Raw genomic sequence first — 26,792 nt, 5'->3', positions numbered from 1 at the left:
CGTCGAGCTTGAGAGTGGCCTGACAATCGCTCAAGCCATCGAGAAACAAGCAAATGTGCCGTCCACCAATGGGCATGTACGCCGTGTTGCGGCCCGTCTTTCCGGCCATTCGTTGCAAGCGCCAATTCGGGGATTGGCCACCTTTGCGAACCGGTCGATGACCGGTGACCCGGGATATTTGCAGGAACTGGCCTCCGCCCCGCGGTCTCTTACCGCAGCAAATCATCCTCGAAGGGAAAACGCGACAAAAGCTCGATCCCGGTTTCCGTGACAAGAACCTGCTGCTCCAGCTTGACACCCTCCTTGCCGCCCTCGACCCCGATATAGCTTTCGACGCAGAGCGTCATGCCGGGCAGGATCTCGCCGTCATAGCCGGCATCGGGAAAGTCGCCGCGGTGGTAGAGATAGGGGTATTCACCCGTCATGCCGCAGCCGTGGGCCGACAGGTAATAGCGGTTCGCGTAATATTTCTCCGGGATATCCCAGGCCCGGTCGGCGTAGTCTCGAAAGCTCATCCCGGGTCTTAGGATGCCCATGTTGTGATGCACCTGCTCATGCGCGACCTTGTAAAGTTCGCACTGCGTGTCGGTGGGTCTGCCCGGGCCGGAATGAAACGTCCGCGAGAAATCCGAGTAATAGCCGTGGCAACCGACGACGTCTGTATCGAGCGCAATAAGCTCGTTTTCGCCAATCACATTGCTGGAGCTTTCTTGGAACCACGGGTTCGAACGCGCCCCGGCGTTCAGCAGGCGCGTCTCGCAGTAATCGGCGTTCTGCGCGATGACCGACTGATGCAGCACGGACCAAAGTTCATTCTCGGTCATGCCGGGACGGATGGCGGCGCGCAGCTTCGCCACTCCGTTTTCCGTCGCGCGGAGCGAGGCGTTCACGCATTTCATTTCTTCGTCCGACTTGATCGCGCGGGCCATTTCCACGGGCTGTTGCGCATCGACGATGTTCAAACCGCAGGCTTTCAGCGCAATTGCCGTACCCGCGTTCAGACGCTCCAGCCCAACGGTGGCCCCGGCACCGACAAGCTCGGTGATGAGGGCGGTCATTTCGATCGCCCAGGTCTTTTCGCGTGCCGCGATCTCCGGCCCCGCCGCGACGAAACTGGCGGTCCTGGACGGGCGTACCTCGTCGATCGTCTCAAAGCCTTCGCCCAGGTGCAGGCAGCCGGTGAACTCGAAGAGGATGGATTTGTGCTCTGTCATGAGCAAGTAGCGCGAAGGGGCGTTGCGCTGGGAAAAGACCTGCATGTTGCGCGCACCGGTCGCGTAGCGGATGTTGACCGGGTCCGACAGGATCACCGCGTCGACGCCGTATCGCGCCATCTCTTGGCGTACCCGCGCTTGCCTGTAGAGACGCACGGCCCGCAGGTCGATGCCTTCGCTTTCGGGGGCGCGATCGAGAAGTGCAATACCGGACAGATCGCTGCGCTCCGCGTGCCAATCAAGATTCGCCATGTCGTGATCTCCTGCGTTTTCAGCGCAACCTCTGCTAACTCAGAGTCTCGGTAAACGCTTGAAAAAATCGTGCATCTGGATAACCAAAAGGAATGGAACGGTCCCGAAAATCTCTGCCGCCTCTGGATACGCTGGTCTTCTTCGACGCGGTCATGCGCAACGGAGGGTTCACCGCCGCCTCGTCCGAGCTCTATGTCTCGCAGGCGGCTGTCTCGAAACGGATCAAGCAACTTGAGGATTGGCTTGGCACCCCCTTGTTCGAGCGCGGCGCGCGCAGCCTGACAGCCACGCCAACCGGCGCAAAGCTGGCCGAGCCGGTGGCGATGGCGCTCGATTATCTCAACGCATCTCTGGATGGGGTGAGGTCGCCCGCCAACCCTGCCGTTCGGATTGCGGCCAATAACGCGGTCTCGGTCTTCTGGCTGTTCCCCCGGATCAAGGCCTTTGCCATCAGCGAAACGTCCTGCCCGGTCGAGACCGTCGTGTCGGATGACCCGGCGACCCTGCTCTCCGACGATCACGACCTTGCGATCATCTATGCCAGCGCGCCGCCCGATGGCTGGCAGGGCGCGAGGCTCATGGAAGAGGCGTTGACACCCGTGCTGTCCCCGGCCCGTTTCGACGCCTTCAAGGCCGACCCGCAAAGGCTGAGCCTGCTGGATTATCACCGCATCGCACCGGACTGGATCAACTGGGAGGTCTGGCTCAAGCGTCACGACACATCCGTTCTGTCGAAGCTGCGACGAGAGGTCTGCCAGACCTACAGCCAGTCCATCGGCCGGGCGATCGCGGGCGACGGTATCGCCCTGGCAAGTTCCGCGCTGCTGAAAGACGAGATAACGTCAGGGGCGCTCATGCCGCTTGGCGAAGACCGCGACGTGACGGGTAAAGGGTACTTCCTCGTGCATCGTTCGGGCCGCCCCATTCGCAAGCATGTCGAAGATTTCGCCAGGTTCCTGTCGAGTGTCGATTGATCAGGCGTACAACCTTTTCCGAAGGTCTTTGCAGTGAGGCTGTATCCGCGGCCAAGGCGTTGCTTGCCCACTGCAAAGGAATGCTTTGATCAGTTGCAAGACATGCCCGCGCCCATGCAGCTACTGCAGCAAAAAAACCGCAATGTCCTCTTGGTCAAGCCGGGTTACCGGCCCGGTCCTGAACTTCTCTTCCGCCGAGCAATGCTTGTGCATCGGGCCGGCTAGGTAGGGTGCGCGATAGGGCCATGTTCCCGGCCACGCTCAATCCTCCCCGAGCGCTTGGGCGACCTTCGGGTGCGCCCTACTGTGCACCACCGGAACGGCCTTGATGCCCTGGACCGCGGGGGAGCCGAAAGACCCGGTGAGGCGGGACGGGCCGGAAACGCTCAGAACCCGCCCACTTCGGGCCAGGAGGGCGGCCAGGGCTTCCGCCGACCGGGCCACGCGCGGGTAGGTTCCGGGGTCGGGCCTGCGGGCCTTGGACCCGGCACCTGAATAGAAACGCCCGGCATCGTAGTTGCACTCCATCCCGTGCAGGCGGATCTCATCGGCCCCGAGCCAGGCCGCGAGTTGGGCCGCAAACAGCGCGACCGAACAGCCGTGGTGGAGCCCGCTGGCAAGATCGTCTGAGGCGCCATCTCCGGGCAGGATACGGACATAGTTGATCTCGGCCTCGTCCTTCAGGAAACCCGCGCAATAGCCCGCAAAGACCCGGGTTGCGTTCTTCGCGGCCCTGGCCATTTCGTGACCCTCAGAGGTTGCCAGAAAGCGGCGGTCAGACACGCAGTAGTAATCAAACGCGCGCCCAAGGCGCGACGCCAGGATCTGCGCGGCGTTGACACCGATCACGATGTCCCCCCGCAGGGGTGCCAGATCTATGTCTGCAAGCGAAGGCCCGTTGCCCAACACATGAGCGACGCGGCCTTGCGCCGTTCCGCGGGCGGCAAGCAGCTTGGCGGAAAGGTAGACACGCTGCTCAAAGTCTTCAGACCGTCTGGGGTGTTTCGATCCCTTGACATGGCCCCGCACGGCCCCGTCGGCGCCGGGCGTATCCGGGGCGGGACCGGTCGCACAGACCGGGGCGCGAGGCGGTGACCGAACCGGGCGCACGCCCCTGCACGCCTCCGTTTCATACACCTTGAGGATCGGGTCGAGGACCGCATTCGGTGTCCAGTGCCGCAGCATCCAGGCACGACCGGCCTCGCCGGCCTTGGCAAAGCTCTCGGGCGCATGCGCCATCTCGGTCAACTTGGCCTCCAGCGCGTCGAGTTTGACGGATACCCAGGGCAGCGCGGTCTCGTTGGATCCTGTCATCCTGGCAAGGAGCTGGCGGGTGGCCTCGTCGAGCCAGGCGAAGGTTGCCAAGCCTTGAGACAGCGCTTCCAGCGAGGTCAGGTGGTAACCCCCGGTCACGCACTCGTCGATCTTGGCCGCGGCGCCTGCCGACAGGGCCAGCGCCTCTCTATGGCTGAGATCGAAGCCGATGACCGGCTGGATCTTACCCGATCGGGCCAACCGCTCGAGGATTGCGCGCGTGGCCCGATAGCCCTTGCCACGGCAGGTTGGCGGGGTCTGCGGATAGTCGTGAAGGTCAGAAGGCGTGAAGACGACGCGGGGCAGGGCGCCGCCAAAACCGTTGTTCGCCCCCTGCGGGGTAAAGCGCGCCGGATCCATCGCGTTCAGCACCGGCGTCGCCCGCGGGTAGAAGCGCGCGTGTTTCTGGGCAATGACCAGAACCGGAATGTCCGTGCGTGTGACCGGGTCGCGCCCCCGAAAATGCGGGGCGAGCACAGCGGGCTCGCTGTGGACCTGCAGCACCGCGCGCTTGCCGCGCATTGCGCCCGCGAACTGCGACAAAGTCGGGCTTTTTGCATCGACGAAGTTGTGGAAATGCAAAATGTCGGCACGTTCGATCTCGGCCTGCACGGCGGACTTCTGGCTCCAAAGCAGATCATGGGGAAAGGTCCGTGGCTTGGACCGCCCACGGGTCACGGGTGAGGCGGTCGCAACCCTGCTTTCGAAACGCGGGTCGGCCTGCATCAGTTGGTGCAGGTTCCAGATCGCCCCGGCGCAATTGGTCGAAGCGATGTGCAGGACCCGCGTCGGCGTTCTGCGGGGCGCCACGAAACCCGCGAGGTCGGCCTTGGGAAGAGCACTCAGGCGGCTTCGGCGCGAGAGGTTCACGATCTCGACGCCATTCTGCGCGGCCAATTCGAAGAGCCTGCGGTACTCCTTGTCGATCGCGCGCAATTCGCGGGCGAGCGGATGGGGGCCGGTCTTGCCAAAGAAATGATCTTCGGTGAAATCGACCCCAAGGAGGCCTACGCGCTTCGCTCCGAAGAACAGCGCAAGCGTCAGTGCGACGTAGGGCGAGTTCCGGGTGTAGGGGATGCGCCCATCGGCAGACACCTCGGTCCCTCCGCGCTTGCCAAGGCGCAGCGGCACAACCTCCACCCCCGGCAAGCTGAAGCCGGCGACGGACGAGAAGACTGCGCGCGCGCGCGTGGCCTCGATTGCGGTGAACCGTTCGGGCTTGAACTGTGACTTGGGGTTCAGCACGACAAGATAGTCCGGATCAAAGTGCCGCCCGATGTCGTTCACGCCGATCGTCGTGATCTCGGGCTTGCTCGTGAGGTCCGTTAGCGAGGTGCCACAGCCGCAGACGAGGATCGTTTCACCCGCGTGGCAATTGCGCCAGGCCCTGATGTCGTGCTTCGCCGTCATGCCGCCCCGAAATCGTCAAGCTGTTGCAGCGCCCTTTCGCCGTAGGAACCGCCCTCTGCCGCAAGCGCCTTCAGTGTTGCGGTACCCTCGGTGCGCTGGTCACCAAGGAGTTGCGCAAGCCCCAGGTAGAAGCGCGTCCGCGCTCCGGCATCATTCTTGCTGGCAGCAGATGTCAGCAGTTCGACGGCCGCCGAAAAGGCACCCTGGTCAAGGCGCATGATCGCGAGATCGGTCAGCGGCCCCGCGCTGTGGGGCGCGATCCTCAACAGCGTGTTCAGCGCGGCCTCGGCCTCAATCCGCTTTCCGCAGGCGATGTTGGTGAGATGGAGGTGGCGCAGCACCTCGGCGTCCTCGGGCGCAAGACGTCGCGCGGTCTCGAGCGCCTCGAGGGCCGAGCCGAAATCGTGGCGCACGAAACGCACAACGCCAAGCTGGCGCCAGGCATCCGCGTCGGCCGGGTCGAGCGCGCAGGCGGCCTCCAGCACCTCGATCGCCTCGGCGTACCGGCCCCGGGCCGCGATCACCGCGCCAAGCTGAACCAGGTGGTCGACGTTTGGCTCGGACAGAGAGATCGCGTTGCGAAAGGCGTTCTCGCTCTGCTCCAACGCGCCCGCAGCCAGCGACAGGCGGCCAAGGTTGGCCCAGGCCTGCTGGTCATCGGGCGCAATGTCCAGGGCACGCGCCAATAGCGTCATGCCCATCTCCAGATCGCCCTGTGTGGCCCGGGCCGAGGCAAGGTTGGTGAGGCATGTGACGTTCTCGGGATCGAGCCGGAGCGCGGAGTCATAGGCTTCGATCGCCTCGTCGATCTGCCCCTCCTGCGCCAGCAGGAAGCCAAGGTTGTTCAGCGCCGAGGCGTTTTCCGGGTCGGCTTCCAGCGCGGCTTCGTATTGCGCACGCGCTGCCTCGGCCTCGCCGTTCATGTGCAGCATCGCTGCGGCATTGTTGAACTGGCGGCTGCGGTCGATTGCGGATTGTGGTTCGCTCATTTGTTGATCCTCCATCACACGACCTGCTTGATCACGCCCTTGGCGAGTTGCATGGGGTCGATATCGGGTTTGGTAATTTCGACGTCGTTCATCGAGATCGGCTTCACCTCGTTGTTTTCGACCTTCACCTTGAGCTTGGCGCCGACCTCCATGCCGGAGCCATAGGTGAAGGAGGCCAGCTTCCATCTCTTGGAATAGAGTTCGATCGTGGTCAGCCAGAGGTCTGCCTTCACATCGGCAAAGCCCGTGACGTCAAAGGTGAACTGGGGCGAGGCCTTGACGCCCACGTCTGCCTCCATCGAGATGCCGGTCGATGGCGTCCATTCGACCTCGGCATTGGCCGAGGCCAGCCCCTTGACCCCAAGTTCGGCGCCCAGTTCCAGACCGGCGCGGGCCGAAACCACCGGAATACCGGCCCCAAGGGCACCCTGGATGGTCAGCCTCAGGCCCGCTTCGGCCGGCACCTCGAACCGCGCCGATCCGGTGATCTTGGCAGAGCTTTCGTCTTCGGGGTTGTAGGTCACTTCGACCGAGACGTTTTTCAACTCGCCCGGGCCGATCGAGGCCTTGGCGGTGAGCCCGCCCGTGATGTTGAGGAAAATTCCGATCCGCTGGCCCGCGACCGCGACCCCGACGATCGGAATATCGGCGCTGACCGACAGAAGCTCCTTCTCCAGCTTCTTCTCGGGGAAGACCTCGATGCTGTCGGGCAGTTCGACCTTGCCCTTGACCTCCATCGAGCCGTCTGCCTTGATCTTCAATCCTGCGGTGCCCTGCAGCCAGGGGGTGAACTTGATCGTGACCGAACCCGAGCCGAAGATGGTTATGGCATCGCCCGGGTCGCCGTCCGAAACCTTGCCGGTTTCCGGGTCGACGGGCATGTTCGTCGCGCCGACGGTGACCTTGCCCGATGCAATCCCGCGCGCATAGCCGGCACTGGCCTCGGCCTTGAACTTGCCATCATCGTAAGAGGCCGAAAGCTTGGCGGCGACGCCGGGGATATCAAGCTCGGCATCGCCGCTTCCCGACAGCTTGTAGGCCTCGCTTTCCTTGACCAGCTTGGCCTTGAGCTTGCCGCTTTTCAGCCTTGGTATCCCCTTGCCAAGGGTCAATTCGCCCGCGATCTCGAACCCGCCCTTGGGGTCGAACTTCATTGAAAGCGAACCTTCGGAGACACCCGGAACCTTGGGCACGACCGTTCCCGCCGCCTCCCAGGTCTCATCTTCGACGGTGACGTTGAGGGTCGCGGACTGGATGCCCTTGATTTGATCGGACCCGATTTTCAGCGTGCCTTTCCCGGTAAACTTGTCATTGGCATACGCCACGTCGATCTTTGCGTTGGCCCCCTTGAAGAGCGCGGGGTCGAATTCGAACCCGCCCTTGACCGAGAACCCGGCCTCGGCCCCGATCCGGCCCATGCCTTCAAGATAACCCTTGCCGACACGCTCGACCTCGAAGTCGAGCTTGCCCGTGGCCGAAAGCGACGCACCGCCCGCACCGGCGCCAGCAGTCAGCGTCAATTCGCTGCCAGTCACATTGATCGGTCCCGGCAGGTCGAAATCCCCGCCCGAGAATGTCTTGGACAGCTCAAGCCGGTGTCCGTTGATCGCCAAGTCGATCCCGAGCCCGTCACGAAAAATCTTCGATGTCGGCAACAGGACCGCCCGCGTCACCAGCCGGTCATTTTCGATCGCGGATTCCTTGACGTCGATCGGGCTCATGCCGACCATCTTGACGTTGTTCTTCAGCGCGGCGCTCAGATCGATCAGGGAATAGGAGAAGGGGTCTCCGCCCAGCATCGAGGGCGTGGCCTGTGTCGTTTTCGAGTCGATCTTCGGGGCTTTGCCGTGTGGATCGACCGAGAAGCTCGTGATCCCGTCTTTGGTGCCCTGAACGCCGGTAATGTTGAGCCCCTTGGGGTTCTTGAAGCTGGGCTTGCCCGTCGGCAGGCTTTCCAGTCCGCCTGGAAGGTTGATCCGTCGCGGTTTGCCTGCGCCGCGTCCGAGCATGACCAGGATGTTGGTGTTGCTGCCGACCAGATCGGCTTTGTTTGCCTCCGCCTTGGTCAGCTGTTTCAGCGTGTTGATGTGCTTTGCGTCCTGGATTTCGCTCACAAGCCAGAAGTTGTTGCGCGATTTCGAAAGCTTCAGGGGCGAGGCGGAGACAGTCTGGAAAGTGACGTCCTTGAACGTGGACTTCAGGTCGCCCGCATCCATGTCGAGCTGCTTGATCAAGGCGGGGTGGACACCGTCCGCCGTGGCCTTGGCCTTCAGCTTTGTTGCGGCGGCCGCGATCTTCTTGCGTATCTCGGCCTGTATGGCAGAGCCCGAAGCACCGTTCGTGGCCGGGTCCAGCAGTTGAAAATTGCTCATCGCGCTGGCGTCGCCCGACAGCTGGACCTCGTGGATGTGGTCGACCTCAAAGATCTCGTTCTTGCCGGTCTTGGCCCAGTTGGGGATGAGCGATTGTGCCGCGATCTGATCGGGGGTGCCGATGACGTAGGATTTTTGGTTGGCGACTTTCAGAAAAAAGCGCTTTGTTCCGTTCTTGGATTCGACGCCCTCGTCTTGGTTGAGCTTTATCTTGTTGGCGTCGACCTTGATTTTGCTCTTCCAGATAGAACGTTGCTTGCTTTCTGCCGAGGTCCGTTTTTCGCGCTTCGCTTTCAGTGGGCCGGACACCGACTGCTTGTTCGCTTCGGCGGGCAGGCGGATGTCCTTGACGGTCAGCGCGGATTTCTCGGCGCTAGTGGCCAGCGTGGCGGAATGTCCGCCAGCAGTCACCGTTGCGGGACCGGTGGGGGGACCTGCCGGGGCAGCTGGGGGGGCAGCGGCGCTCTTCTTGGCGCGCTGAAGCGGGGCTGGGCCTGCCCGACCCATGGCTGGCGCCATCGAAGGCCCCGGGGTCGAGGGGCCTTGTCGGGCACGGGCCGCGCCGCTTTTTGCCTTGGTCCCGGTCTGCTGGATCACATGTGCGGCCTCATGGGCCATGAGCCGCGTGTCACGCGCGCTTTCCGAAGCGCCAAGCCAGATGTCGCGCCCGTGGGTAAAGGCGCGGGCGCCGATGCTTTCTGCGGCGCGGGCTGCGCGGCCGTCCTGGTGCACCTGCACATCGCTCAGGTCGGCGCCGGTCGAGCGTTCGATCGGACCGCGGACCTCGCTTGCAAGTTCGTCGCCCCGACCTGGGGTCCGGACCGCCTCCTGCGCGACCGAGCGATCGCGTTCAGCGCCGGCAGTCTTTTTCTGGGCGGTCTCCTGTTCGCCCTCATCCTGGACCTTGGGCTGGGCGGTTTTTTCTTCCTCTTCGCCCTCGACGGACTTGGGCTGTGCGGCCTCCTCTTCCTCCTCCTTTTCTTCACCTTCCCCGGATTTCTCCTGTGCCGCCTCTTCCTCTTCCTCTCCACCCGCCATCTTGGTTTGGGCCGGTTCCTCGTCGGGCTTTTCCTCTTCTTCGCTGGTCTTCTTGGCCTGGGTGTCCTGTTCTTCTTCCGCCTTGTCGGTTTCCTCGGTTTCGGTTTCCTCCTTGTTGCTGGCCCGCTGCGCATGCGCGCCGAGACCGTCCGCAGGCAGGGGGGTAATGCCCGGAGCCTTGCCGCCCTGGATCACCTTGTCCGCCACCCGGTCGGCTTCGCGTTCAAAGGGGCTGTCGGCCTTTCCGACGGCGAGCTTGGTCTGAACACCCGGGATCGCGAAGGCCGGGCCTTGGGTGGCAATGGCGCCGCTTTTTGCAGGCTTGGAGGGGGATGATCCCTTGGAAGGTGCAGGGCTAGAAGTGACTTTTCGGGCCGGGCGCCGAGACTTGTGAGTCATGATCCTTCTCCGTTCAGGGCCTTCGCAAAGGCGGAGAGGCGTGTGGTCTGCGCGCCGCTCCCACCCCTGCCCGGGGCGAGCCCGCCCATTGCGCCCGCCTTTTGCAACTCGCGTTCGAGCCCACGGCGCAAGGCTTCGGCGTCGATCGGGCCACCTTCGCTCAGCGCGATGCTGGCGGCGGCGCGCACCGCGTTGCGGATCTGGCCGCCCGTGAGCGCGGCCTGTGTCGAGAAATCGCGCAGACGGGCGGGATCGACGGCGTGGTTATCGGGCAGGTGCAGTTCCCAAAGTGCAAGACGCGCCTCGGCCGAGGGGCGCGGGAAGGGCACCACCACGTCCATACGGCGCTGGAAGGCGCTGTCGATATTGTCCGGGGCGTTGGTGGTGACGACGACGATGCCCTCGTGGCTTTCAAGGCGTTGCAGGAGAAAGTTCGTTTCGAGATTTGCAAAGCGGTCGTTGGAAGAACGCACGTCGGTGCGCTGCGCCAAGAGACCGTCGCCTTCATCCGCCAAAAGGATCACGTCCAGCGCCTCGGCCTGCGCCAGGATCTGGTCCATCCGCTTTTCGGTCTCGCCCACAAACTTGTCGACGACAGCGGCGAGGTTCAGCCGGTAGACATCCGTCCCCACCGCGCCCCCCAGAAGCCGTGCGGCCAGTGTCTTGCCGGTGCCGCTGGCCCCGGTGAAGAGCGCGCGGACACCGCGCCCGGCAGAGCCATCCCGCGCGGTGCCAAGGTGGCGCGGCAGCCTTTCGCGGTTCTTGCAACGGGCGCAGAGTTCGTCGAGCAGCGTCTTTGTCTGTCCGGGGGCGATCAACTCTCCCCATCCGTCGCTGGCGGGCATGAATTCGGCCAGCCCGTCAAGCTGCTCGCGGCCAAGCGCGCGTGCCGCGACCTGGACGTCGCTTGGGGTTATCGTGGCGCGCCCGGCAAGTGTCGCCGCCGAGGCCGCGGCGCGGCCCGCGCGTCGCACATAGCCCAAGGGCAATTGGAAACCGTCGCGGATTTCCTCCATTCCCGTGACAGGGCGTTCTTCGAAGGCCTCAAGCCAGGCGCGCGCCCGGTCCGTGGCACGCGGGAATGGCACCGCGAGGGTGATCGCCCGTGCGGCGGATAACGGGTCAAGGCCCCCTGATTGACCCATCGACAGGATCACCGGGCCGATCCAGCGCCCAAGTTCGGGCGGCTCCAGCGTTTCGCCGGGTCCCAGATCGCAACTCAACAGCGGGATCGCGTCGCATAGGATCGCCGCAGCGCCGATCGTCCTGGCATGGGCATTTTCATTGTTTGCAGCCCCGGCAATCAGCAGGTTGCGGTCCATTGCCAGGGCGAGGCTCGCCGAGATCTCTTCGATGTCCGCACCGGGCATGTGGCGCAAGACGATCAGGGGCGCATTGATCGCGGCAATTGCGGCTGGCACCCGCGTCAGCTGGTCCCGGAATGACTGGTTGTAAGCCAGGCCATCGCATTTCCTCGCTGTCGACTTGGTGCTCAGACGGACCCCTCTTGGCCAGGCCGGCAGCGCCGCCCCACGTATCAGGTCCCAGGCAAGGGGCTCTGGGGCAAGTGTCTGTCGCGCCCGTGGTCCGGTCTTTTCGGTTGGTATCAAGAGACCCGCCGCGATCAACGGCGCTGCGAGATCCCAGCCCGCTCCGAGCACGGGGGGACCATCGGACAGAACCCGCGCCAGCGTCTCGATCGAGGGGTAGGGCGCGCCGCCTCCCTGCGCTTCGACCAGAAATGCGCCGACGCGCGCGTCTTCTTCGGCCAAGGCAACCAGCGCAAAGGCCAGGCGTTGCGTGTCGGTCAAGGCCAGAGTGTCGGCGGTCCGGGCAAAGGGAAGCGCGTGGGTTTCGCGGCTGATCAAATGTGCCGGCCAGGCGGTGGTCGCAACGCCTGGCAAAGCGGCCTCGGCGGCGGCGCGATATCCTTCGAGGAACGGGTGGTGGAGGCCAAGCGCGGGATGCTCCCGCGCCACCCAGTCGCAGATCCGCAGGGCGGCTGCGGTCAACCAAAGCGACATCTGCGTGGCTGGGTCCTGCGGCAGGAGTGACATCGCTGCTGGCGGCGTAACACGTCGGGACCGCGCGAAGGCATCGGGGGGAGGGGGGGGATTCCTCATCAGATCACCTCATGTTCGCGGTAGTGAAAGGCGACGATGCGGCCGAAGGCAGGGTGCCAGCCGGGATCAAGATCGAGCCCGGCCCGACGCACCGGCAGACTCTGGGCGGAAGCAGGAAAGACCACATCGATGTGCATCGGCGCCACGAAGATCCGGGCGCGACGACGAAGGAGGCCTGACGGGCTCTGTCCCTCGGATGGCCCGTCCGGACCCCAGGCCACACGGCCGATCCAGGCGCATAGTTCTTGGGCCGCGATCCGGTCGAGTTCGGCAGGACGGGCCGGTGTGTCGACCAGGCGTCCGTCGAGCGTCGCAAGAAGCCCCCAGATCGGGTCGACATGGGGGGCGGTCTCATCCAACGTCGCCCGCGCCAGTCTTTCGAGCCGTGCCCAAGGGCCGTCTTCTGGCAGCTTGGACGTTTTCAGTGCTTTGGCAAATGACCTGGCTCGCAGGGCAAAATCGGTCGAGAAGACGTTGATCAGAAAGAAAATCCCGCCAAGGTCAGTCACCGGCGCGGTTTCCGCGTCTGTTGCGGGCGAGCGGTCTTGGGACACCTCCGGCCCGAGGCCCACCGCGGGGTCCGGTGACTGTGCCAAGGGCGCGCCTGCAAGCGGCGGGGCGGGTTCCAAGGATGGCGGAACTTTCGAAGACCTGCCGCCTTGATCGGTGGGGTCGGCGCCGTCCGTTCCGATTTCGGCGTCAAGGTCGCGTGACTGGGGATCGGAACCATCGGGCGTGGGCAAGGCTCCCCTGTCAAACCTGTCCTGGATGCTCTGCGATTGATCCATCTTGCGTGTTGTGGCCGGTTCGTCGGGAACACGGTGTCCACGGGCGGTGCGCATCAAGGTTTCGGCCGCTTCGGTCAGCAGAGCCCCCGCAAGGTCGGGGCGTTTGCGACGCACCCACGCGATTGCCAATAGCCGTGCCTGGGGGGGCAACAGCGTGGCGAGTGAATTTTTCAAGGCGGGCGGGGCGTCTACGGCTACGGGGCTCTCACCGCAGTCATCTGATGGATCGCCCGTGTCAACGGTTTGGTCATTGTCCGACGGCCCTGAGTGGCGCCCCGCACCGAATGGCCCGAGGTCGCGGGCCAGTGCCTCTGCCGCCGCGGGCGGCAGGGCCGAGAACACGCTGCTTGCGCTATTGCGCGAGACCAGCACCTCGGTGATCGCGGGCAGCAGGTGGAACTGCTGGCGCAGCACCGCCTCGGGGCCGGATCCCGTCGGAACCCGGCGCAAGAGCGCCTTCGTCCACCAGGCCTGCTCTGCGGTGCCTGCAAGGCATTCGACCAGGCAAGCGTACATTTCCGCCTCATCGGCGAAGACAACCGCTTCGGCATTGGACAGCGATACCCCTGGGGTGGGCCTGAGTGCCCGCGCCCGGGCCCTTTCAAGCGCCCCGGTCAGCGCCCGGTCCCAATCCCCCAGCCCGTTTTCGCCCAGAGCGCGGCCAAGCGCACCCGGTGCAGGATCCGCAAGACGGCGCAGGATCAGGACCTCGGAGGGCGCCCCGGGCTGGGTGGGGGAGGCACGTTCGAGCCGCCTCAGCGCCCGGCGCTTTGGAGCCGCCGCCCGGCTTGCGTGCAAATGCACCTTATCTAGTGTCAGCTCGGTCATTACGTGTTCAGGATCATCGTCATGAAGTTCCCGATGTTGCGCTTGAAATCCACCGTCGCAGGCGTGGCCCGTTCAACCGTGACCATGCTGCTTGCGAAGTTCTGCGCCGATCCGGGAAAGGAGACGACAAACTCGTAGTCTCCGGCGGGCAGGGTCAGAATGTACTCGCCGTTCGCGTCGGTGGTCGCGGCAAAAGTGTCTGCCGGGGATCCGGCTGGGGATCCGGTCAGGGTTGCCGTCACGATTGCGCCGGGGACCACCTGTTCTATTGGACCGGTGCCGAAGAGGTAGATTATGGCGACCGTCCCCGTGATCGTTCCGGGCGTGTTCAGGATGTCCTCGAGTTCCTCGATCCTGTCTTCGAGCTCGGCGCATTTGATCGCTTCCAGCTCGGGCGATGGTACGATGTCGGAGACGAACAAGAGCCAGTCCGCGGAGGGATCGACGCGATAGATCACGAACCCCGGCGCCGGCGAGGCGGTGAGGTCCACCGCAGGGTAGCGCATGGCCTCTTCCACAAGGGGGATAAGCCGCCCCGGTGCGAGGTCGACCGGGGGCGGTGCGGCGGGCAGGAATGTGCTGGCCGAGGGCATCGGCAGGAAGCCGACCGGTGGCAGGATATCGAAGTAGTCCACCGCCGCCGTGCTGGCCGGGACCGTGATCCCGTCAAAGAGCCAGTCGAGCTGTTCCTGAAACTGGTAGAGGGTGGCCGCGTCGCTCGCGTGTCGCGCATTGGCCGCGATCAGCGGCCAATCGCTGGCACGCGCGTCCGTGCGTGGGCGGCGGCGCACTGACCACATGTCGACAAAGGTGATCTGCCCGCCCTGCAGGCGCAGCACCGCCAGCGGAACCTCGCAAGACATGAGTTTCGGCGGGCTGCCCTGACCAAGAGTGGTTTCCAGTTCCCAGTCCGCCCAGGCCGAAGCGCCAGAGGGCGTCTCGGCGAACGGGTCCAGAGGGAAAGGCGCGCGCGGCGCCGTGCCAAGCCCGAGATGCGCAACACGGTTTCGCAGGCGTGAGCTTTGCTGGTCGCTCGATCCAAGCGCGAGATTTCCGATCTCGGTGCCCCCCATGTCCCCTGCGATCAACGCGGGGTCAAAGCGGACCAGGCGGAACTGCAGACCGAGTGTCGCGTAGCGCCGTCCGCACCCTGCTGCGATCCCGCCGTCCTCCAGCCCTGATTTCGGAGCTTCCTCCTCGTATCCCGAGGCCGTGGTCAGGGTCAGGATGTGAAAGCCTTCCGCCGTCGACGACTCTGACGGCGGAGGTTGATCTAGGCAGATGTCAAAGGCCCCGGCATCCCGGTTCGGGCTGTCCTCGTCCAGGACACTAAGGCGCACGCTGCGTGTCTCTGCCAGATCAAGCGTCTGGCCGGTGCGGCTGACCGCCAACCCGGCGGTGACTTCGACCGTCGCGACTTGTCCTGCGCCCGAGGGGGTGACATCGCGCACCTCAAGCCCTTCGACGATGCCGTGACCGATCGCGCGCCCAAGCGCGGTGCGCCCCTGTCGCGCGGCGCCCTGTTCGTCACGCAGGTCGCGGCCTGTCAGGATACGGCCCTCGAAGAAGTTGACGAAACGCCGGCCGCCATCCAAGACAGCTTGTTCGAGTTCGATGGCCATCGCGCTACCTCGCTCCCAGGATGATGTGATCGGGGTTGGTCAGCACGCGGCGCGCGCGGTCGCTGATCCCGTTGATCGCGTTGATCTCGTCGAAGGTGGAGAACCGTCCGAGCGCACGTCGCCGCTGCAGGAAGGCTTCGATGGAAGTGTTCGCGATCCCGAGCGCGCTGAGAACGCTGGCGTCCGCTTCGTTTACGTTGACCCACCCGGCGGAAATGCCGTCGGTGTCGGCGAAGTTGATCCAGCTCGAGAACAGTCCCCCTTGCGTGCCGCGTTTCGCGCCTTCCGGGCGATCCCCTGTTGGCAGGCGCGAGCGCAGGAATTCCGTATCCACCGCACGCGTAATGTCGGGGTCCACACTGTCGGTGAAAGCCCGGACATGATCGCCGTCCAGCTCGACCCAGATCTTGAGCTGTCGATCCACGATCTCGGCATGCGTGTTGTCGTCGATGCGCAGGAAGGCGCCCGGTGCAAGGTTCGTGTCCATTTGCGAGCCCGAGCCGAACAGGGTCTGTCCAACTGCAACGTCGGGTTTGATCGGGATCAGGGCGACCGGGGGCAGACGAAGCCTTGCCCTTGGTTGGGTTTCTGCGAAAGACGCGCCAAGGCGATCGTCGGGAACCTCCGCGTAGATCCGGAAACTGTTGGCGTCGAGCGAACCGAGATCCAGATTTCTCTCACCATCGACGCCAAGCTCGACCACGGAGTCCCCGACCTGTTCGTTCCAGAAGGCCACCGCGATTCCCGGAAGGGTTTCGACGGCGCCCCCCAGGAACTGCAGGTCAAACCGAAGATCGCTTGCCCCCCCATGCAGCCAGGACAGCGCCTGAAGGCGTACCAGGTTTTCCTCGCCGGCCCCGTCTCCGGGGCCAGGGGCCGCGGCTGCGGCCCATACCAGTTGGGTCCCATTGTTTTCGACGGTCAGGTGCATGCCGTCGTTGGCACCAGTGTCGTCAGGGGCCGGGATGTCGAGCCCGTGCAGCCCTTTGACTGTGGGGGTCGGGTAGTTGTCGGTCAGGTCGCCGCCGGCGCCCTGGCCCCATGGCATCGCGTCGCCTGGCACGGCGGCCTGTGGAATGTCTTGCAGTCTGAATGTGCCATTGCCCGAGAGGTGCTCGACCAGGGTGCTTGGCCCGGCCCCGGTGCGTGGCTGGATCAGGAGGTATTGAAGGTGGTCGTCATCCGCCAATCCGTTGAGAGCGTCATGGTCGATCACACCGCCGTCATCCGAAGCGGGGATCAGCAATTCCTGGATCAGCTGGGTCGATAGGAGCAGCGGACGATCGACATCCTCCACGGTGATCGCCGCCGCGTTGCCGGCAAGCGCGACCGCGCCGCCGCCCGCGTCCGTTACCGGCACCCGAAGCCGGGCCAGGGCGATGCAGCCATCGCCACCCGGGCTGCCCGCGCAATTGGTGCCATCCGGCAGAAGCGCGGGCCGCACCACGGTGACCCAGGCGTGGAAAGCTGCCGCAAGGTACTCCCCCATCTGGTCCTCGGGCACCTCGATCGGCCCGGTTGCCGGAGAGGCGGGGCTCGGGGGCGAGCCCGTGAAGGTCCCGATCGCTTCGACTTCGTCCAGGAAATCGTCGATCGACATCGCGGGAGAGCCGCCAGGCATGGGATCCAGCCGCCCGATCAGCGCAGCAAAGGCGCGGATCGCATCGAAGCGCGCCATATCGGGGCGCTGCAGGTCAAAACGGATCGAGAAGCTTTCGGTGACACGCGTGGGCGTCATCGATTCCTCAGGGGTGCGGCAAGGGCCGCTCGGGATCGGTTCCTGATCGGTCAGGCACTCGCGGTAGCAGAGCACGACCCAGACATCGAGCTCGGCCGGTGAGGGCAGGGCAAGAGGCGGCGAACTGGCCGCCTGGCCCGCGATCCAGGCGTCAAGGCTTGCGCATTGCGCGGTGGTGACGTGCAACTCGCGGCCGTGGGTGTCGATGCCGTGGCCGGGCGCGACCCGGATCTCGACCTCGTTGCCCTTGTCCGATGCCGACACCCCAAGACCGCAGACCGTGCCATAACCGTGCAAGGTCCGATGGTGCCTGCGCGCGCCTTCGAGGAAGTAGTACTCCTCCTGCACGAACTCATCCACGCCCAGCACCTGGCCTTGAGAGTAGTGCACCCGCTTGTGCGGATCGAGCGTCAGAGAAGGCGTACAGGCGCCGTGGCATCCGCATCCTGTTTCGCAAGTCATAGTCTTACCTCTCCTGCTGCGTCGCGTCCGACCACGGTGCGGTCCCGAACGGCAAATGGGTGGCCGTAGCCGATGAATCCCTCGCTGAGCGCGCTGCGACCGAGTTCGATCGCCGTGAACCGCGCGCCCTCGCTCAACGCGGTATCGAGGCCCAGTCGGGCCGAGCCGGTTTGGAAGAGCGCCCAGTAGGGGCGCACCTCGTATGCGGTGTGAAGCGGGCGCTCGCGCTCGACCACGCGGGCGATCTGCCCGATGCGGTCGTCGCGACGCTGGCGGTCTTCGCCCGGGTAAACCGGGGCCAGTACGGTGAAACGATGCGCGTCGCGCTCGACCGGCAGGATGGCCGAGACGAAGGCGATCCAGTCTTCGAGCCGAGGTCCCCCCGGGGGCAGGCTTGCGGGAAGGGACAGGGGATGAGGGTCGGCGCTGGTCAGCCCATGGGCTGCCGCGACGCGATCCGGCGCGCCATGGCGGCGGGTCAGGTAGGCCTGCCAATGGATCGTGTCGGCCGCCGTGGCCGCCGCATAGGTGAACCCGATCGGACCGGCGGCAAAGGCCCGCCAATCCTCGGCCTTGGCGGGGTTGGCGGGCACCAGAGGTGCAAAGCGGATCTCGTTTTGCGACTGCAACGCCGGGCTTTCGCCCCAAATCGTCGACAGCTCGGCCACCGTCGCCCCGCGCCGGTCGAGGGCGAAGGCCGCGAAAGCCTGGTGCAACGCCTCGGCGCCGTCCTCGTAGGTCCAGCCCACCAGCGTCTCCATAGGGTCTGGCGTGACGCTCTTGAAAGCGCGCAGCGCATGGGTCTCTGACAGCCGCACCCCCTGCCGCGCGCCGTCGGGCTCGGGCGGGTTGCCGCTCTTCAAGCCGTCGAAGAGGCATTCATCCGGGCAGGGATCCGTCGCGATGTCGATCATTGCCTTCAGCCCGGCGGGCGTGCCCCGCCAGCGAAACAGAAGCTCGACATGGTCGATGAAGAGACGTCTCCGCGCGTCGTCCCAGTCGGTCTCCAGTGCCGCACCCATCCAGGTTGCAAGCCAGTCCAGCGCCTCTGGCGGTGCAATCCGCGTATCCCAGAGCCCATGCGCCGTGGCGACCCGGTCTTCCATCGTGGTGAAGAGCCCCTCGACGTTGGCCAGGAAGCGCTCCAGGAAGTCTCCCGAGACTTCGTCCTCGCGGTAGACCGCGGGCAGGTAACGGTCGAGATAGCTGAACCGGGGCATGTAGATGCGCAGCGCGCGCAGGCGCGGCGTGGTGCTGCCATTGCCGGTGAGGTCGATCCCCAGTTGCAGGAAACGGCCCTCTGCCGACTGGATCAGCGTTTCATAGCTGCCCGCCGCGCTTTCGGGGTCGGCATCGGGGAAGGGGCTCCAATGCGGGGTCTCGGCCCCGTCGCCGCGCTTGTAGGGGCGGGGCAGGACCGACCACTCGGTCCCGAGAAGCGCGTCCGGGCTATCGGCGGCCCGCACCGAAAGCGTCACCGAGGTTCCCGGCGCCACGCAGCCGTCGAAGATGATCCGGTGCCAAACGGTCCCGGGTCGGCCTGAATCGAAGACGGCGGGCCGGATCGTCCCCTCGGTCACCCTGTTCTGACGCGGGTGTGGGGCCAGCGCGATCCAGGTCTCGCCAAGGTCGTAGTGGGTCTTGCCCCCCGCCTCGACCAGGGCCCGGCCCGCGAAATGGCGCATCGGCAGGTAATCGGGGGCAAGCGTTAGCGATAGCTCGGACACCGCGGGCGCCTCGGGCGCCCAACTATCCGCCGTGAGGTCGAAGTGCAGCGCCTTGTCCCCGTGGTCATCGACGATCAGCAGGGCACCCTCGAGACGGCCCGGGGGGGCCTTGAAATTGGCGACAAAGGCGATGTCGTGACCTCGGTAGGCGAGCGGCGGGTCTTCGAACTCCCTCAGCTTGTCCTGGTCCAGCGTGACCTCGGCCGCCGGACCATCGGGCGAATAGCGGATGATGCGCGAGGGCACGCCCTCGGGCGCGTCGAGGATCAGAAACGTCTCGTCCGGCAGGCTGGCAACCGAAACCGGGGCGGCGGCGCCGGGCACGCCCGTGGGGCCAGATGCACCGAGATCCAGCGCCCTGGGGAATTCCGAAGCGACGACGGGCTCGGGCGGCGCGCCTTCGGGGGTGAAGTCGGGCGGTGCCGGCAGGGGGAGCGCGGTGGTCCCGGCGAAACCTTCAAGGCAGAAACGCTCGTCGAGCTTCCAGACCCGCCCGGCATCCGCTGGTCCCGTTCGGTCGAGGATCCAGGTCCCGCCGTCGTGCGCCCGCGCAAGGTCTCGCACCGCGATCTCTGCCGGGGTGCTCCAGGGCTGGAACGTCGGCGTGCCGCCACTGTGGAGGTCGAACAGAAGGAAACCGTTCGGGGAGAGCGTACCGACCAGCAGGAAATGGCGGCAGCTGACCGACAGGCCCGAGAGCGTCAGATCGGCGAAGGCAGGCTCGGGCGGGGCGCTATCTGCAAAGCTGCCGTCCTTCGGCGGGCAGACGGTTTGCTCCAGCGTGCTTGCGTCGAAGAAATCTGCGGCGCTGCCACCAATCCTCCAGGTCCGGATCCCGCGCCGGTCCTCGGTGATCCAATACCAATTTCCGAAACCGTCGCGATCCGCCCCACGCCGGTCCTCCGGGGACAGGCGTACCGCACCCACGCGCGGTGGGAAGTGCTTGGCCTCGGGGCGCAGAACTGCGGCGCCCGCGGTCTGGTCCCAGATGACCGAGGACGGCGCCTCGTGGGTGAGCGCGGCCTGCCAGTCCCGGCGCCCGAGCATCAGATGAAAGGAGGTGCCGTTTGCGTCTTTCATGTCGCCCTCAGCATTCGTCCGGGATCACGGGCACCGGCGTCGCCGCGACAACCGTATCGACTGGCGGGGCCTGGCCCTGTAGCTCATCAAGCGGGATCGGGTCTCCTCCGGCGACCACCGACACGCCCGCGAGGCGCGGCAGTTCCAGTCCGCTCAGGGCCATGGGCGTGGTGAAGGGGCCCGAAGCACCTCCGACGATCAGTTGATCGACCCGGCGCACGCCCTCGGCCTGCGCCGCCTGCACCAGGATTTCGGCCGGGTCCACGGCGGTTTCCAATGGCCAGCCGCGCCCCGCAAAGCCGCCTTCGAGCGCCGAAAGGAAAGTCTCGATGGCGGCGGTGACCGCGTTGCGCACCGTTGGTGTGTCGCGCCCGGGCGTCACCTCGATCGAGATCGAGACCCAGACATCGACGTAGACCGGGCCGTGAACGTGAAGCTCGGTCGTTATCAGGCGGCGCGGGGCCATGTGCTCGCAAACCGCCTGCAGGAACAGTCGATCGGGGTTGGGCGCGCGCGGGGTCAGCGCATCGTTGGCGGGGATCACCATGACCGTGACGGCACCCGGCGCGACAAGCGCCGGGTTCGCGGGGCGCACCAGCCCCAGAACCTCGACCCGGCCCATGTCGACCCCGGGCGTTCCGGCGGCGATGGTCGAAAAATCCTCTTCGGTCACCAGGCGGTCGCGGTTGGCCAGGACAGTGGGTGCGCGGCGCTCGGCCTCGGCGACGGTTTCGCCCGCGCTGCCGCCCCAGGTCGGAACCGGATTGGTAACCTTCAGCCCGCTCGGCAGCCCGGATCCGGACTTGATCGCTCCGATGCTGACGAGCCCCGCGGGCCCGCCGCCGTGATCGTAGCTTGCCAGGATCACCGCGCCCTGGGCAGGGCGCGCACCGTGCAGACCATCTCCAAAGGCGATCTCGCCCGTGGCGGGGTCGAGCGCATAGACCATCGCCTCGGTCCCGTCGGCCTCGCTGTCGCCGCCGCGCGCTCCCGCCTCGGCGGGGGCCGCGAGGATATCGTCGATCGGCTGCCAAAGCTGGCCGTTGATGCGCAGCTCCAGGCTATCAGCGATGACCGGCGTGTTGGTCAGCCGCGCCGCCTGGTCCGGAGCGCCGTTGCCCCGGCCCAGGAGTTCTCCGGTGACATGCGCGCGTTGCTCCACGCGGCTGGCGTTGATCCCGATCCAGGACAGTTTGAAGGACATCTGCCCGCCCGCCGCCACGGCATTCCCGTCGTTCCTCAACCGGACACGAAGCCAGGAGACCAGCCGCGCGGCCCGCGGGTCGTCCTCGAGATCCGGCGGGTAGGCCCCGGTGCCCGGTTCCAATGGTTCGAGATTGTCCCAGGTGGTGAGTTCCGCGTCCCCAAGCGAGACCTCGAGAAGCGCGGGCATCGTCAGCGGGTTCGCATCCGGCGTGGCGGTGAGCGCGCGGTAGTTGGCGCCTGCGCCGGGGGCGGCGGGATTCGGCGTTTCAACGACCAGCGCACGCAGGGTTTCGGGATCGCTGTCGATCGGCAGATGCGACAGCCCTTCTTCGTCCAGCGCCGGCATCACTCCAAGGCTCAGAGACTTGCCGCGCAGCGCGTCCCGTGCCTCCACGACCTTGTTCTCACGCTGCGCAAATAGCGCGATCCAGAGGCCGTCTATCGTCTCTGCCCCGACGTCCAAGCCTGGTCCGATGTCGCCCGGGTGCGGTGGTTCGAATTCCACGGTCTTGTAGAAATCAAGCGCGTTCACCGCTGCCGCACTCCCTGGAGGATCGGTGAAGCTGGCATAAAGTGCGCCGTAGGACTCGCGCGCGTTTTCAAGGGCGACCCCCGCCAGGCGGCGCTTGTAGAAGACCGAGGCAACGACCGGCAGCACATCGAGCCCGCGCGTGACCTTGAACGGCGTTTGTCCGGCGCGCAGGTCGGCGCCTGCGTCAAGCGTCTGTGCCTCGACCGCGCCCGAGGATTTCTCGAAAGCCACGAGCCCCCGGGCCACTCCTGCCGGGCGCAGGGCAAGTCCCAGAAGACGCAGGAAGGCGCGGCGGTTGCGCTCGGGGATCGCGTTTGTGCGGTAGATAATGCTCTCGCTCATATAGGCGAAGAGCTGCAACAGCGTGACGCCCGGGTCGGCGTCCGACTGGTTGGTCCATTCGGGCGTATGCACCGCGTTGCGGCGCAGGGCCTCTTCCATCAGCTCGCGCCAGGTGCGGGTGTCAATTGCAGGCGGTGGCAGGGGCATGGCCTTTGATCACCTCAGTTGGACACGCAGGGCGACGCTGTCCGCGGCGCCGGTGCGGATGACGCGGTAGCGCACCAGGGCGCGCGCCGCGTCGGCTTCATCGGGGTCCGGTCCGACATCGACGGACTGGAGGCGTATGCGGGGCTCGAACCGGCCGAGCGACTGGGTAACGACCTCTTCGATCAGCCGGTGCGTGGCGGCTGTGTTGGGCTGGAACAGGAAGCGGGACAGCCCGCCGCCGAAAGCCGGGCGCATAAGGCGCTCGCCTCGATCGGTTCTCAGGATCAGCTCGATCGACTGGTGGATGTTGTCGACGCCCGTCGACCAGGCCCAACGACCATCCGGCCCGATCCCCGGGGGAAAGGCGAATCCGCGACCCAGGCTCTTTTCGCCCATGCTCATTCCTTGGCCCCCTTCCTGAGTCGGATGGGGATCACGGTCATGAGGTACGGCAGCCACTTGAAGATCATGTCCAGCAGCGTGACCATGATCATCATCAGGATGAACGCACAGATCGTGACGATCGGGATCGACAGCGAAATCATCAGCCCGAAAGCGCTCCCCCCGGCGGTCTTGCAGGCCGCGCTGTCAGCCGAGGGCAGGTCCTTGTGCAGCGGCCAGGGCAGGACCGATCGGATCAGATCGCCGAGTGTCACCTTCTTGAAGCGGTTCGTTTCCCCGCAGAACATGTCGGAAACGGCAAACCCCGCGCTCTTGCGGAATTTCCGAAGCCCCGCGGGTGAGAGATCAATCGGCATGGGGATCCTGATGTCGCGCGCGGGTGCATCGGGGTCGAAGAAGGACGCCATCTGGAACGGTGCCGTCGGTGTCGAGACCACCGGGGCGGCAAAGCCAACGCAATTGGGCCTCTCGAAGACGCAGCGCACCGTGAACCAAGTGTCCTCGCGACGGCTGACGTCGCGGGGCGGGCGCAAATCGGGGACCGGACCAGCCCGGCCTTCGGTCGCGGCGTTTTCGACCAGCGCGACCTCGATCAGAGCCTGAAGCTCTGCCACCGTCTCGCTCGATGTGCCCGCGCGACTTGGCCAGTTGTTCCAGGTGTCCGTGGCTGTCACCGCGGAGGGGTTGACCGGCGGGTGTGCCGGGATCCAGAGGAACGCGGGGCGGCTCGGCGGGTTATCCCAGTCGAATGGTGTCGCAGCTTTTTCAAGCTCCAGGACATCGTCATCGCTGAGCGCCAGCAGCGCCTCGACGAAACCGGCCTTGACCGGGCCGGCGGAACCGCCGTGCTCGGTCCCGATCTCACTGACCAGCAGGTTGTGGATCGTGATGCTCTGCAAGAGACCCTTCACCATGGTTTCGGGAGCGGTCAGGCTGCGCGGAGTGGGTAGCCCTTGCAGATTGTCCCAAAGCACCGGCAGGTGAGTTTGCAGGAAGCGCCGCGCGTCCGCGAGGATCAGCCAGCCAATCTGGACCGCCCCCGCGCGATAATCGAACAGCAGCTTCTCGGCAGCAGCGAACCGCTCCGGGTGGCCGTCGCTGGCTATGGACATACTGGGTTCGCCGGGGCGATCCGCGATCTGCTCCTGCACAATGGCAGCCTGGTCAATCAGCACGGTCCAGGGGGCGGTCACCTCTGCATGCCAGAGCAGCGCAACAGGGTCCTGCGGAGACTCATCCAGGGTGATTTCAGGATCGGGCGTCTCGTTTGACCGGGTGGCGCCGACATAGGTCTCGCGCCGGGCAATCGGCAGGGCGCCCAGCAGCAATCGGCGCCTGCGCCCGTCGGTGTGGTAGGTGGTAGGGAAAAGGCCGTGGCGCTCTTCATCCGGTATCAGGCGCCCGCGCTCTTCGGGCGCCAGGAGCCGCCAGTGGCCGCCGTCTTCGCCGTGCGGGATGAAGGCGTATTCGTCGACTTCGTCCAGACCGTTCGCATCCTTGCCTTCGGGGTCGAATTCGCCCTCGCTTGCAACTTTCTGCACCAATTGGCGCAGGACGAAGCGGGGGCGCTCTTGCTTGGCAGAGCTGATGGTCCGGTCCGGCAGTCCCGGGCGCGGGCAGACGAGTTGGGCCGCCACCATGTAGAACCGGTCCTGCGCGGGCTGAAAAAGTTTTAGATCCGCCTGAACCTGGGGCACGGGCTTTGCCGCTGCCCCGCCAACGAGCCCCTTCTTGCGCGCCAGCGCCGTCGCCCGCGCGCGTGCCGCCGACAACGGCGCCGCGGTCGCCAGGCCCTCTTTCGGAGGCGTGGGCGCCGGTTCGCGCCAGGTCTCGGGCACCGCCAACCAGGCTGGCAACGCTTCTGGCCGCGTCGCGGTCAGCGCCGCCAGTTCTTCCATGAAGTCTTCGCTTGCAAAGCGCAGGATCGCCGGGCGTCGGGCCTCGCCGTTCAACCCCGGCGAGGTGTTCAGCCACATCGGGTGAGGCGCCATCCAGCGCAGGTTTTCGTGCCGATCCTGCGCTACCATATGTTGCCCGCCCCTGGCGTGTAGGAGGATGAGATCACCGAGTTCGAGATCACCGTGTCGGCTTTGACCACACCCGAGAATTTCGACATCCCCGCATCGACCGTGACCATCCCCGCCGAAACCTCGACCTGGCTTGCGCTGATCGAGACCTTTGAGGACGCATCGATCGACACGCCCGCGGCCTCCATCGTCACCGTGTTGCCGTTGGAGTCTTCCAGAGTGATCCCTGCCTCGCTGTCGTGCAGGGTGATCTTCTGGCCCGCCGGGGTCTCCAGGATCATTTCTTCCGAGCCCGAGCTGTCGTCGAGCGTGACCTTGACCCCGTTGCGGGTGCGGATCGACTTGATGTTGTTCTCGGAACTGCTGTCCATTTCCTCGTGCGGTGTGTCCTGGCCGTTCCAGAGGCCGCCGATGATGAAGGCGTGGCGCGGGTCTCCGCCGCCGAAGGCAACGAGCACCTCGTCGTCTACATCCGGCATGAACCAACTGCCCCGGTCAGGACCGGCAAAGAGCGTCGACATCCGTGCCCAGGCCTCGTGCCCGCCGTCCGCGTCGATCGCCCAGGGCAGGCGCACCCGCACCCGTCCCTGGCCGTCCTCGTCGGCAAGATCGGTCACGATCGCCGGATAGACGCCATAAAACAGCCCGCCCAGCCCGGTGGGCAGCCGGGTGTCCGCAAGCGGGTGAAGGTCAAAGGGTGACATCAGGTTCGCTCCCTCATGATCCGATCCATGGGCGTTCGACCGAGAATTCGGTCTGATAGCCCCGTTCCAGGTCGAAGACGTGGCGCACCGCGGTGACCGTGAAGTCACCGTCGAACATCGGCCCGAGGCCCTGGAAGGTCAGCGCCGAGCCCACCGAGATCCGGCTGTCGCCTTCGGCGATGCCGTCGCCGGAAACGAAGCGGCGTGCCCTGCGGCGATATTCGGCACCCGCAAGCGCGTCGCCCTCGGCGGTGCTGATCGGCAGCGGGTGAACCACGCGCTCGACCTTTTCGCCGATTGCCGCGTCAAGGACGCTGCTGCCGGTGTCGCCCTCGCTTTCGCCCGAGAGACTGTCTGGCCCCGCTTCGCTTTCCACGGCCTCCTTGGCGCCTGGGTCCCAGCCGCCGACAACCAGTTTCGAACATTGGTGCGCGAGGTCGGCGCACAGCCGCATCTCGTGCAGGCCCTGGCCATAGGTCAGCACGATCGGATCGGTGGGGCGGTTGGCACGGGATTGCGCAAAAAGGCTGTCGCCGCGCACCCAGATCTCGGCACCGACGTTTGCCGCAACGGTCCTCAGGAACGCCAAATCCGACTGGTTCAACTGCGCCACGATCGGCATGGTCGGACCTTCGATATCGGTGTTCGGGGTCAGCCCGTGATCCTGTGCGACTGCGCGGATGACGTCTTCGGCACTGGCCTCTTCGAAGACCCGGGTGCGCCGTGTCTTGCGCAAGTCCTGCAGGCGGTCTTCGGCCAGGACCAGCACCTCGGGAGGGCGCGATTTCGGGAAACGCCCCTCGATTCCGGAAATCCGCCCTTCAAACACCGCACCCGCGCCCTGGCCGCCGCCGATGGCGATGCGCAACGGCGTGCCGAAGTCCAGAAGCGCCCGGTCGAAGTACAGGAACCCGATCCCGCCCGAGGCCGTCCCCCAGTTCCCGAATGTCGCTTCGCAGCGCGCCATGCCGTCGAAGTCTTCTTCGATGGTCAGCGCCATCAGCCCGGCGTCGAGGTCGGGCTGCGCAGCGCCGTCAACCGTCAGCCTGGGCCGGGCATTGTAGAGAAGGGGAACGGTTCCAAGGTCGGGCATGATTGGTCC

Annotated in this window: 15 protein-coding genes; 1 reads left to right on the top strand and 14 read right to left on the bottom strand. The window is 65.6% G+C overall.

Features of this window, described 5'->3' with window-relative positions:
* Nucleotides 1–209: 209 nt before the first annotated feature.
* Entirely contained in the window at nucleotides 210–1,466 is a 1,257-nt protein-coding gene (locus RBB42_RS20610; RefSeq protein ID WP_305972337.1) for a M24 family metallopeptidase, read from the bottom strand.
* Between the two features lie 92 nt (nucleotides 1,467–1,558).
* Here RBB42_RS20610 and RBB42_RS20605 point away from each other — a divergent pair, with 92 nt between their 5' ends.
* Nucleotides 1,559–2,440, top strand: coding sequence for a LysR family transcriptional regulator (locus RBB42_RS20605; RefSeq protein WP_305972336.1), 882 nt, complete (start codon nucleotides 1,559–1,561; stop codon nucleotides 2,438–2,440).
* A gap of 261 nt (nucleotides 2,441–2,701) precedes the next feature.
* Here RBB42_RS20605 and RBB42_RS20600 read toward each other — a convergent pair whose 3' ends face one another.
* From RBB42_RS20600 to RBB42_RS20540, 13 genes are all read right to left on the bottom strand, one after another.
* Nucleotides 2,702–5,164: a hypothetical protein gene (locus tag RBB42_RS20600; RefSeq protein ID WP_306043823.1), complete on the bottom strand. Its 2,463-nt coding sequence runs from the start codon at nucleotides 5,162–5,164 to the stop codon at nucleotides 2,702–2,704.
* Entirely contained in the window at nucleotides 5,161–6,153 is a 993-nt protein-coding gene (locus RBB42_RS20595; RefSeq protein ID WP_305972334.1) for a tetratricopeptide repeat protein, read from the bottom strand. Before RBB42_RS20595 ends, RBB42_RS20600 begins: the two co-directional genes overlap by 4 nt.
* Before the next feature lie 14 nt (nucleotides 6,154–6,167).
* Nucleotides 6,168–9,962 (bottom strand): eCIS core domain-containing protein, encoded by a 3,795-nt coding sequence (locus RBB42_RS20590; protein WP_306043822.1) that lies wholly within the window; start codon nucleotides 9,960–9,962, stop codon nucleotides 6,168–6,170.
* Nucleotides 9,959–11,974, bottom strand: a complete 2,016-nt coding sequence (locus RBB42_RS20585) for an ATP-binding protein (RefSeq protein ID WP_306043540.1) — start codon at nucleotides 11,972–11,974, stop codon at nucleotides 9,959–9,961. Before RBB42_RS20585 ends, RBB42_RS20590 begins: the two co-directional genes overlap by 4 nt.
* A gap of 110 nt (nucleotides 11,975–12,084) precedes the next feature.
* On the bottom strand, nucleotides 12,085–13,701 hold the full coding sequence (locus RBB42_RS20580; protein WP_305972028.1) for a hypothetical protein: 1,617 nt from the start codon (nucleotides 13,699–13,701) through the stop codon (nucleotides 12,085–12,087).
* Complete coding sequence (locus tag RBB42_RS20575) at nucleotides 13,701–15,323, bottom strand: carboxypeptidase-like regulatory domain-containing protein (RefSeq protein ID WP_305972029.1); 1,623 nt, start codon at nucleotides 15,321–15,323, stop codon at nucleotides 13,701–13,703. Before RBB42_RS20575 ends, RBB42_RS20580 begins: the two co-directional genes overlap by 1 nt.
* Before the next feature lie 4 nt (nucleotides 15,324–15,327).
* Nucleotides 15,328–17,523 carry a ComEA family DNA-binding protein gene (locus RBB42_RS20570; protein ID WP_305972030.1) on the bottom strand — a complete coding sequence of 732 codons (2,196 nt, stop codon included), beginning with the start codon at nucleotides 17,521–17,523 and terminating at the stop codon, nucleotides 15,328–15,330.
* Nucleotides 17,520–20,330, bottom strand: coding sequence for a phage tail protein (locus tag RBB42_RS20565; RefSeq protein ID WP_305972031.1), 2,811 nt, complete (start codon nucleotides 20,328–20,330; stop codon nucleotides 17,520–17,522). The genes RBB42_RS20570 and RBB42_RS20565 overlap by 4 nt, the downstream gene beginning before the upstream one ends.
* 7 nt (nucleotides 20,331–20,337) lie before the next feature.
* On the bottom strand, nucleotides 20,338–22,557 hold the full coding sequence (locus RBB42_RS20560) for a putative baseplate assembly protein (RefSeq protein WP_305972032.1): 2,220 nt from the start codon (nucleotides 22,555–22,557) through the stop codon (nucleotides 20,338–20,340).
* Nucleotides 22,558–22,566: 9 nt separating this feature from the next.
* On the bottom strand, nucleotides 22,567–22,959 hold the full coding sequence (locus RBB42_RS20555; protein WP_305972033.1) for a GPW/gp25 family protein: 393 nt from the start codon (nucleotides 22,957–22,959) through the stop codon (nucleotides 22,567–22,569).
* Nucleotides 22,956–24,986: a hypothetical protein gene (locus tag RBB42_RS20550; protein ID WP_305972034.1), complete on the bottom strand. Its 2,031-nt coding sequence runs from the start codon at nucleotides 24,984–24,986 to the stop codon at nucleotides 22,956–22,958. The genes RBB42_RS20555 and RBB42_RS20550 overlap by 4 nt, the downstream gene beginning before the upstream one ends.
* The gene (locus RBB42_RS20545) at nucleotides 24,980–25,690 is read right to left on the bottom strand and encodes a phage baseplate assembly protein V (RefSeq protein ID WP_305972035.1); all 711 of its coding nucleotides are present in this window, start codon (nucleotides 25,688–25,690) and stop codon (nucleotides 24,980–24,982) included. The genes RBB42_RS20550 and RBB42_RS20545 overlap by 7 nt, the downstream gene beginning before the upstream one ends.
* Before the next feature lie 13 nt (nucleotides 25,691–25,703).
* The gene (locus RBB42_RS20540; RefSeq protein ID WP_305972036.1) at nucleotides 25,704–26,783 is read right to left on the bottom strand and encodes a phage late control D family protein; all 1,080 of its coding nucleotides are present in this window, start codon (nucleotides 26,781–26,783) and stop codon (nucleotides 25,704–25,706) included.
* Nucleotides 26,784–26,792 lie beyond the last annotated feature (9 nt).

The organism is Mameliella sp. MMSF_3455 (assembly GCF_030733205.1).
Lineage (GTDB): Bacteria > Pseudomonadota > Alphaproteobacteria > Rhodobacterales > Rhodobacteraceae > Antarctobacter.
The sequence above is the reverse complement of the archived record's forward strand: the minus strand, read 5'-3'. Positions and strand labels throughout refer to the sequence as shown.

Bases quoted from the DNA above. Each gene is read 5' to 3' on its own strand.
- RBB42_RS20610 (WP_305972337.1), bottom strand. From the start codon at position 1,466: ATGGCGAATCTTGATTGGCACGCGGAGCGCAGCGATCTGTCCGGTATT.
- RBB42_RS20605 (WP_305972336.1), top strand. From the start codon at position 1,559: ATGGAACGGTCCCGAAAATCTCTGCCGCCTCTGGATACGCTGGTCTTC.
- RBB42_RS20600 (WP_306043823.1), bottom strand. From the start codon at position 5,164: ATGACGGCGAAGCACGACATCAGGGCCTGGCGCAATTGCCACGCGGGT.
- RBB42_RS20595 (WP_305972334.1), bottom strand. From the start codon at position 6,153: ATGAGCGAACCACAATCCGCAATCGACCGCAGCCGCCAGTTCAACAAT.
- RBB42_RS20590 (WP_306043822.1), bottom strand. From the start codon at position 9,962: ATGACTCACAAGTCTCGGCGCCCGGCCCGAAAAGTCACTTCTAGCCCT.
- RBB42_RS20580 (WP_305972028.1), bottom strand. From the start codon at position 13,701: ATGACCGAGCTGACACTAGATAAGGTGCATTTGCACGCAAGCCGGGCG.
- RBB42_RS20575 (WP_305972029.1), bottom strand. From the start codon at position 15,323: ATGGCCATCGAACTCGAACAAGCTGTCTTGGATGGCGGCCGGCGTTTC.
- RBB42_RS20570 (WP_305972030.1), bottom strand. From the start codon at position 17,523: ATGACTTGCGAAACAGGATGCGGATGCCACGGCGCCTGTACGCCTTCT.
- RBB42_RS20565 (WP_305972031.1), bottom strand. From the start codon at position 20,330: ATGAAAGACGCAAACGGCACCTCCTTTCATCTGATGCTCGGGCGCCGG.
- RBB42_RS20560 (WP_305972032.1), bottom strand. From the start codon at position 22,557: ATGCCCCTGCCACCGCCTGCAATTGACACCCGCACCTGGCGCGAGCTG.
- RBB42_RS20555 (WP_305972033.1), bottom strand. From the start codon at position 22,959: ATGAGCATGGGCGAAAAGAGCCTGGGTCGCGGATTCGCCTTTCCCCCG.
- RBB42_RS20550 (WP_305972034.1), bottom strand. From the start codon at position 24,986: ATGGTAGCGCAGGATCGGCACGAAAACCTGCGCTGGATGGCGCCTCAC.
- RBB42_RS20545 (WP_305972035.1), bottom strand. From the start codon at position 25,690: ATGTCACCCTTTGACCTTCACCCGCTTGCGGACACCCGGCTGCCCACC.
- RBB42_RS20540 (WP_305972036.1), bottom strand. From the start codon at position 26,783: ATGCCCGACCTTGGAACCGTTCCCCTTCTCTACAATGCCCGGCCCAGG.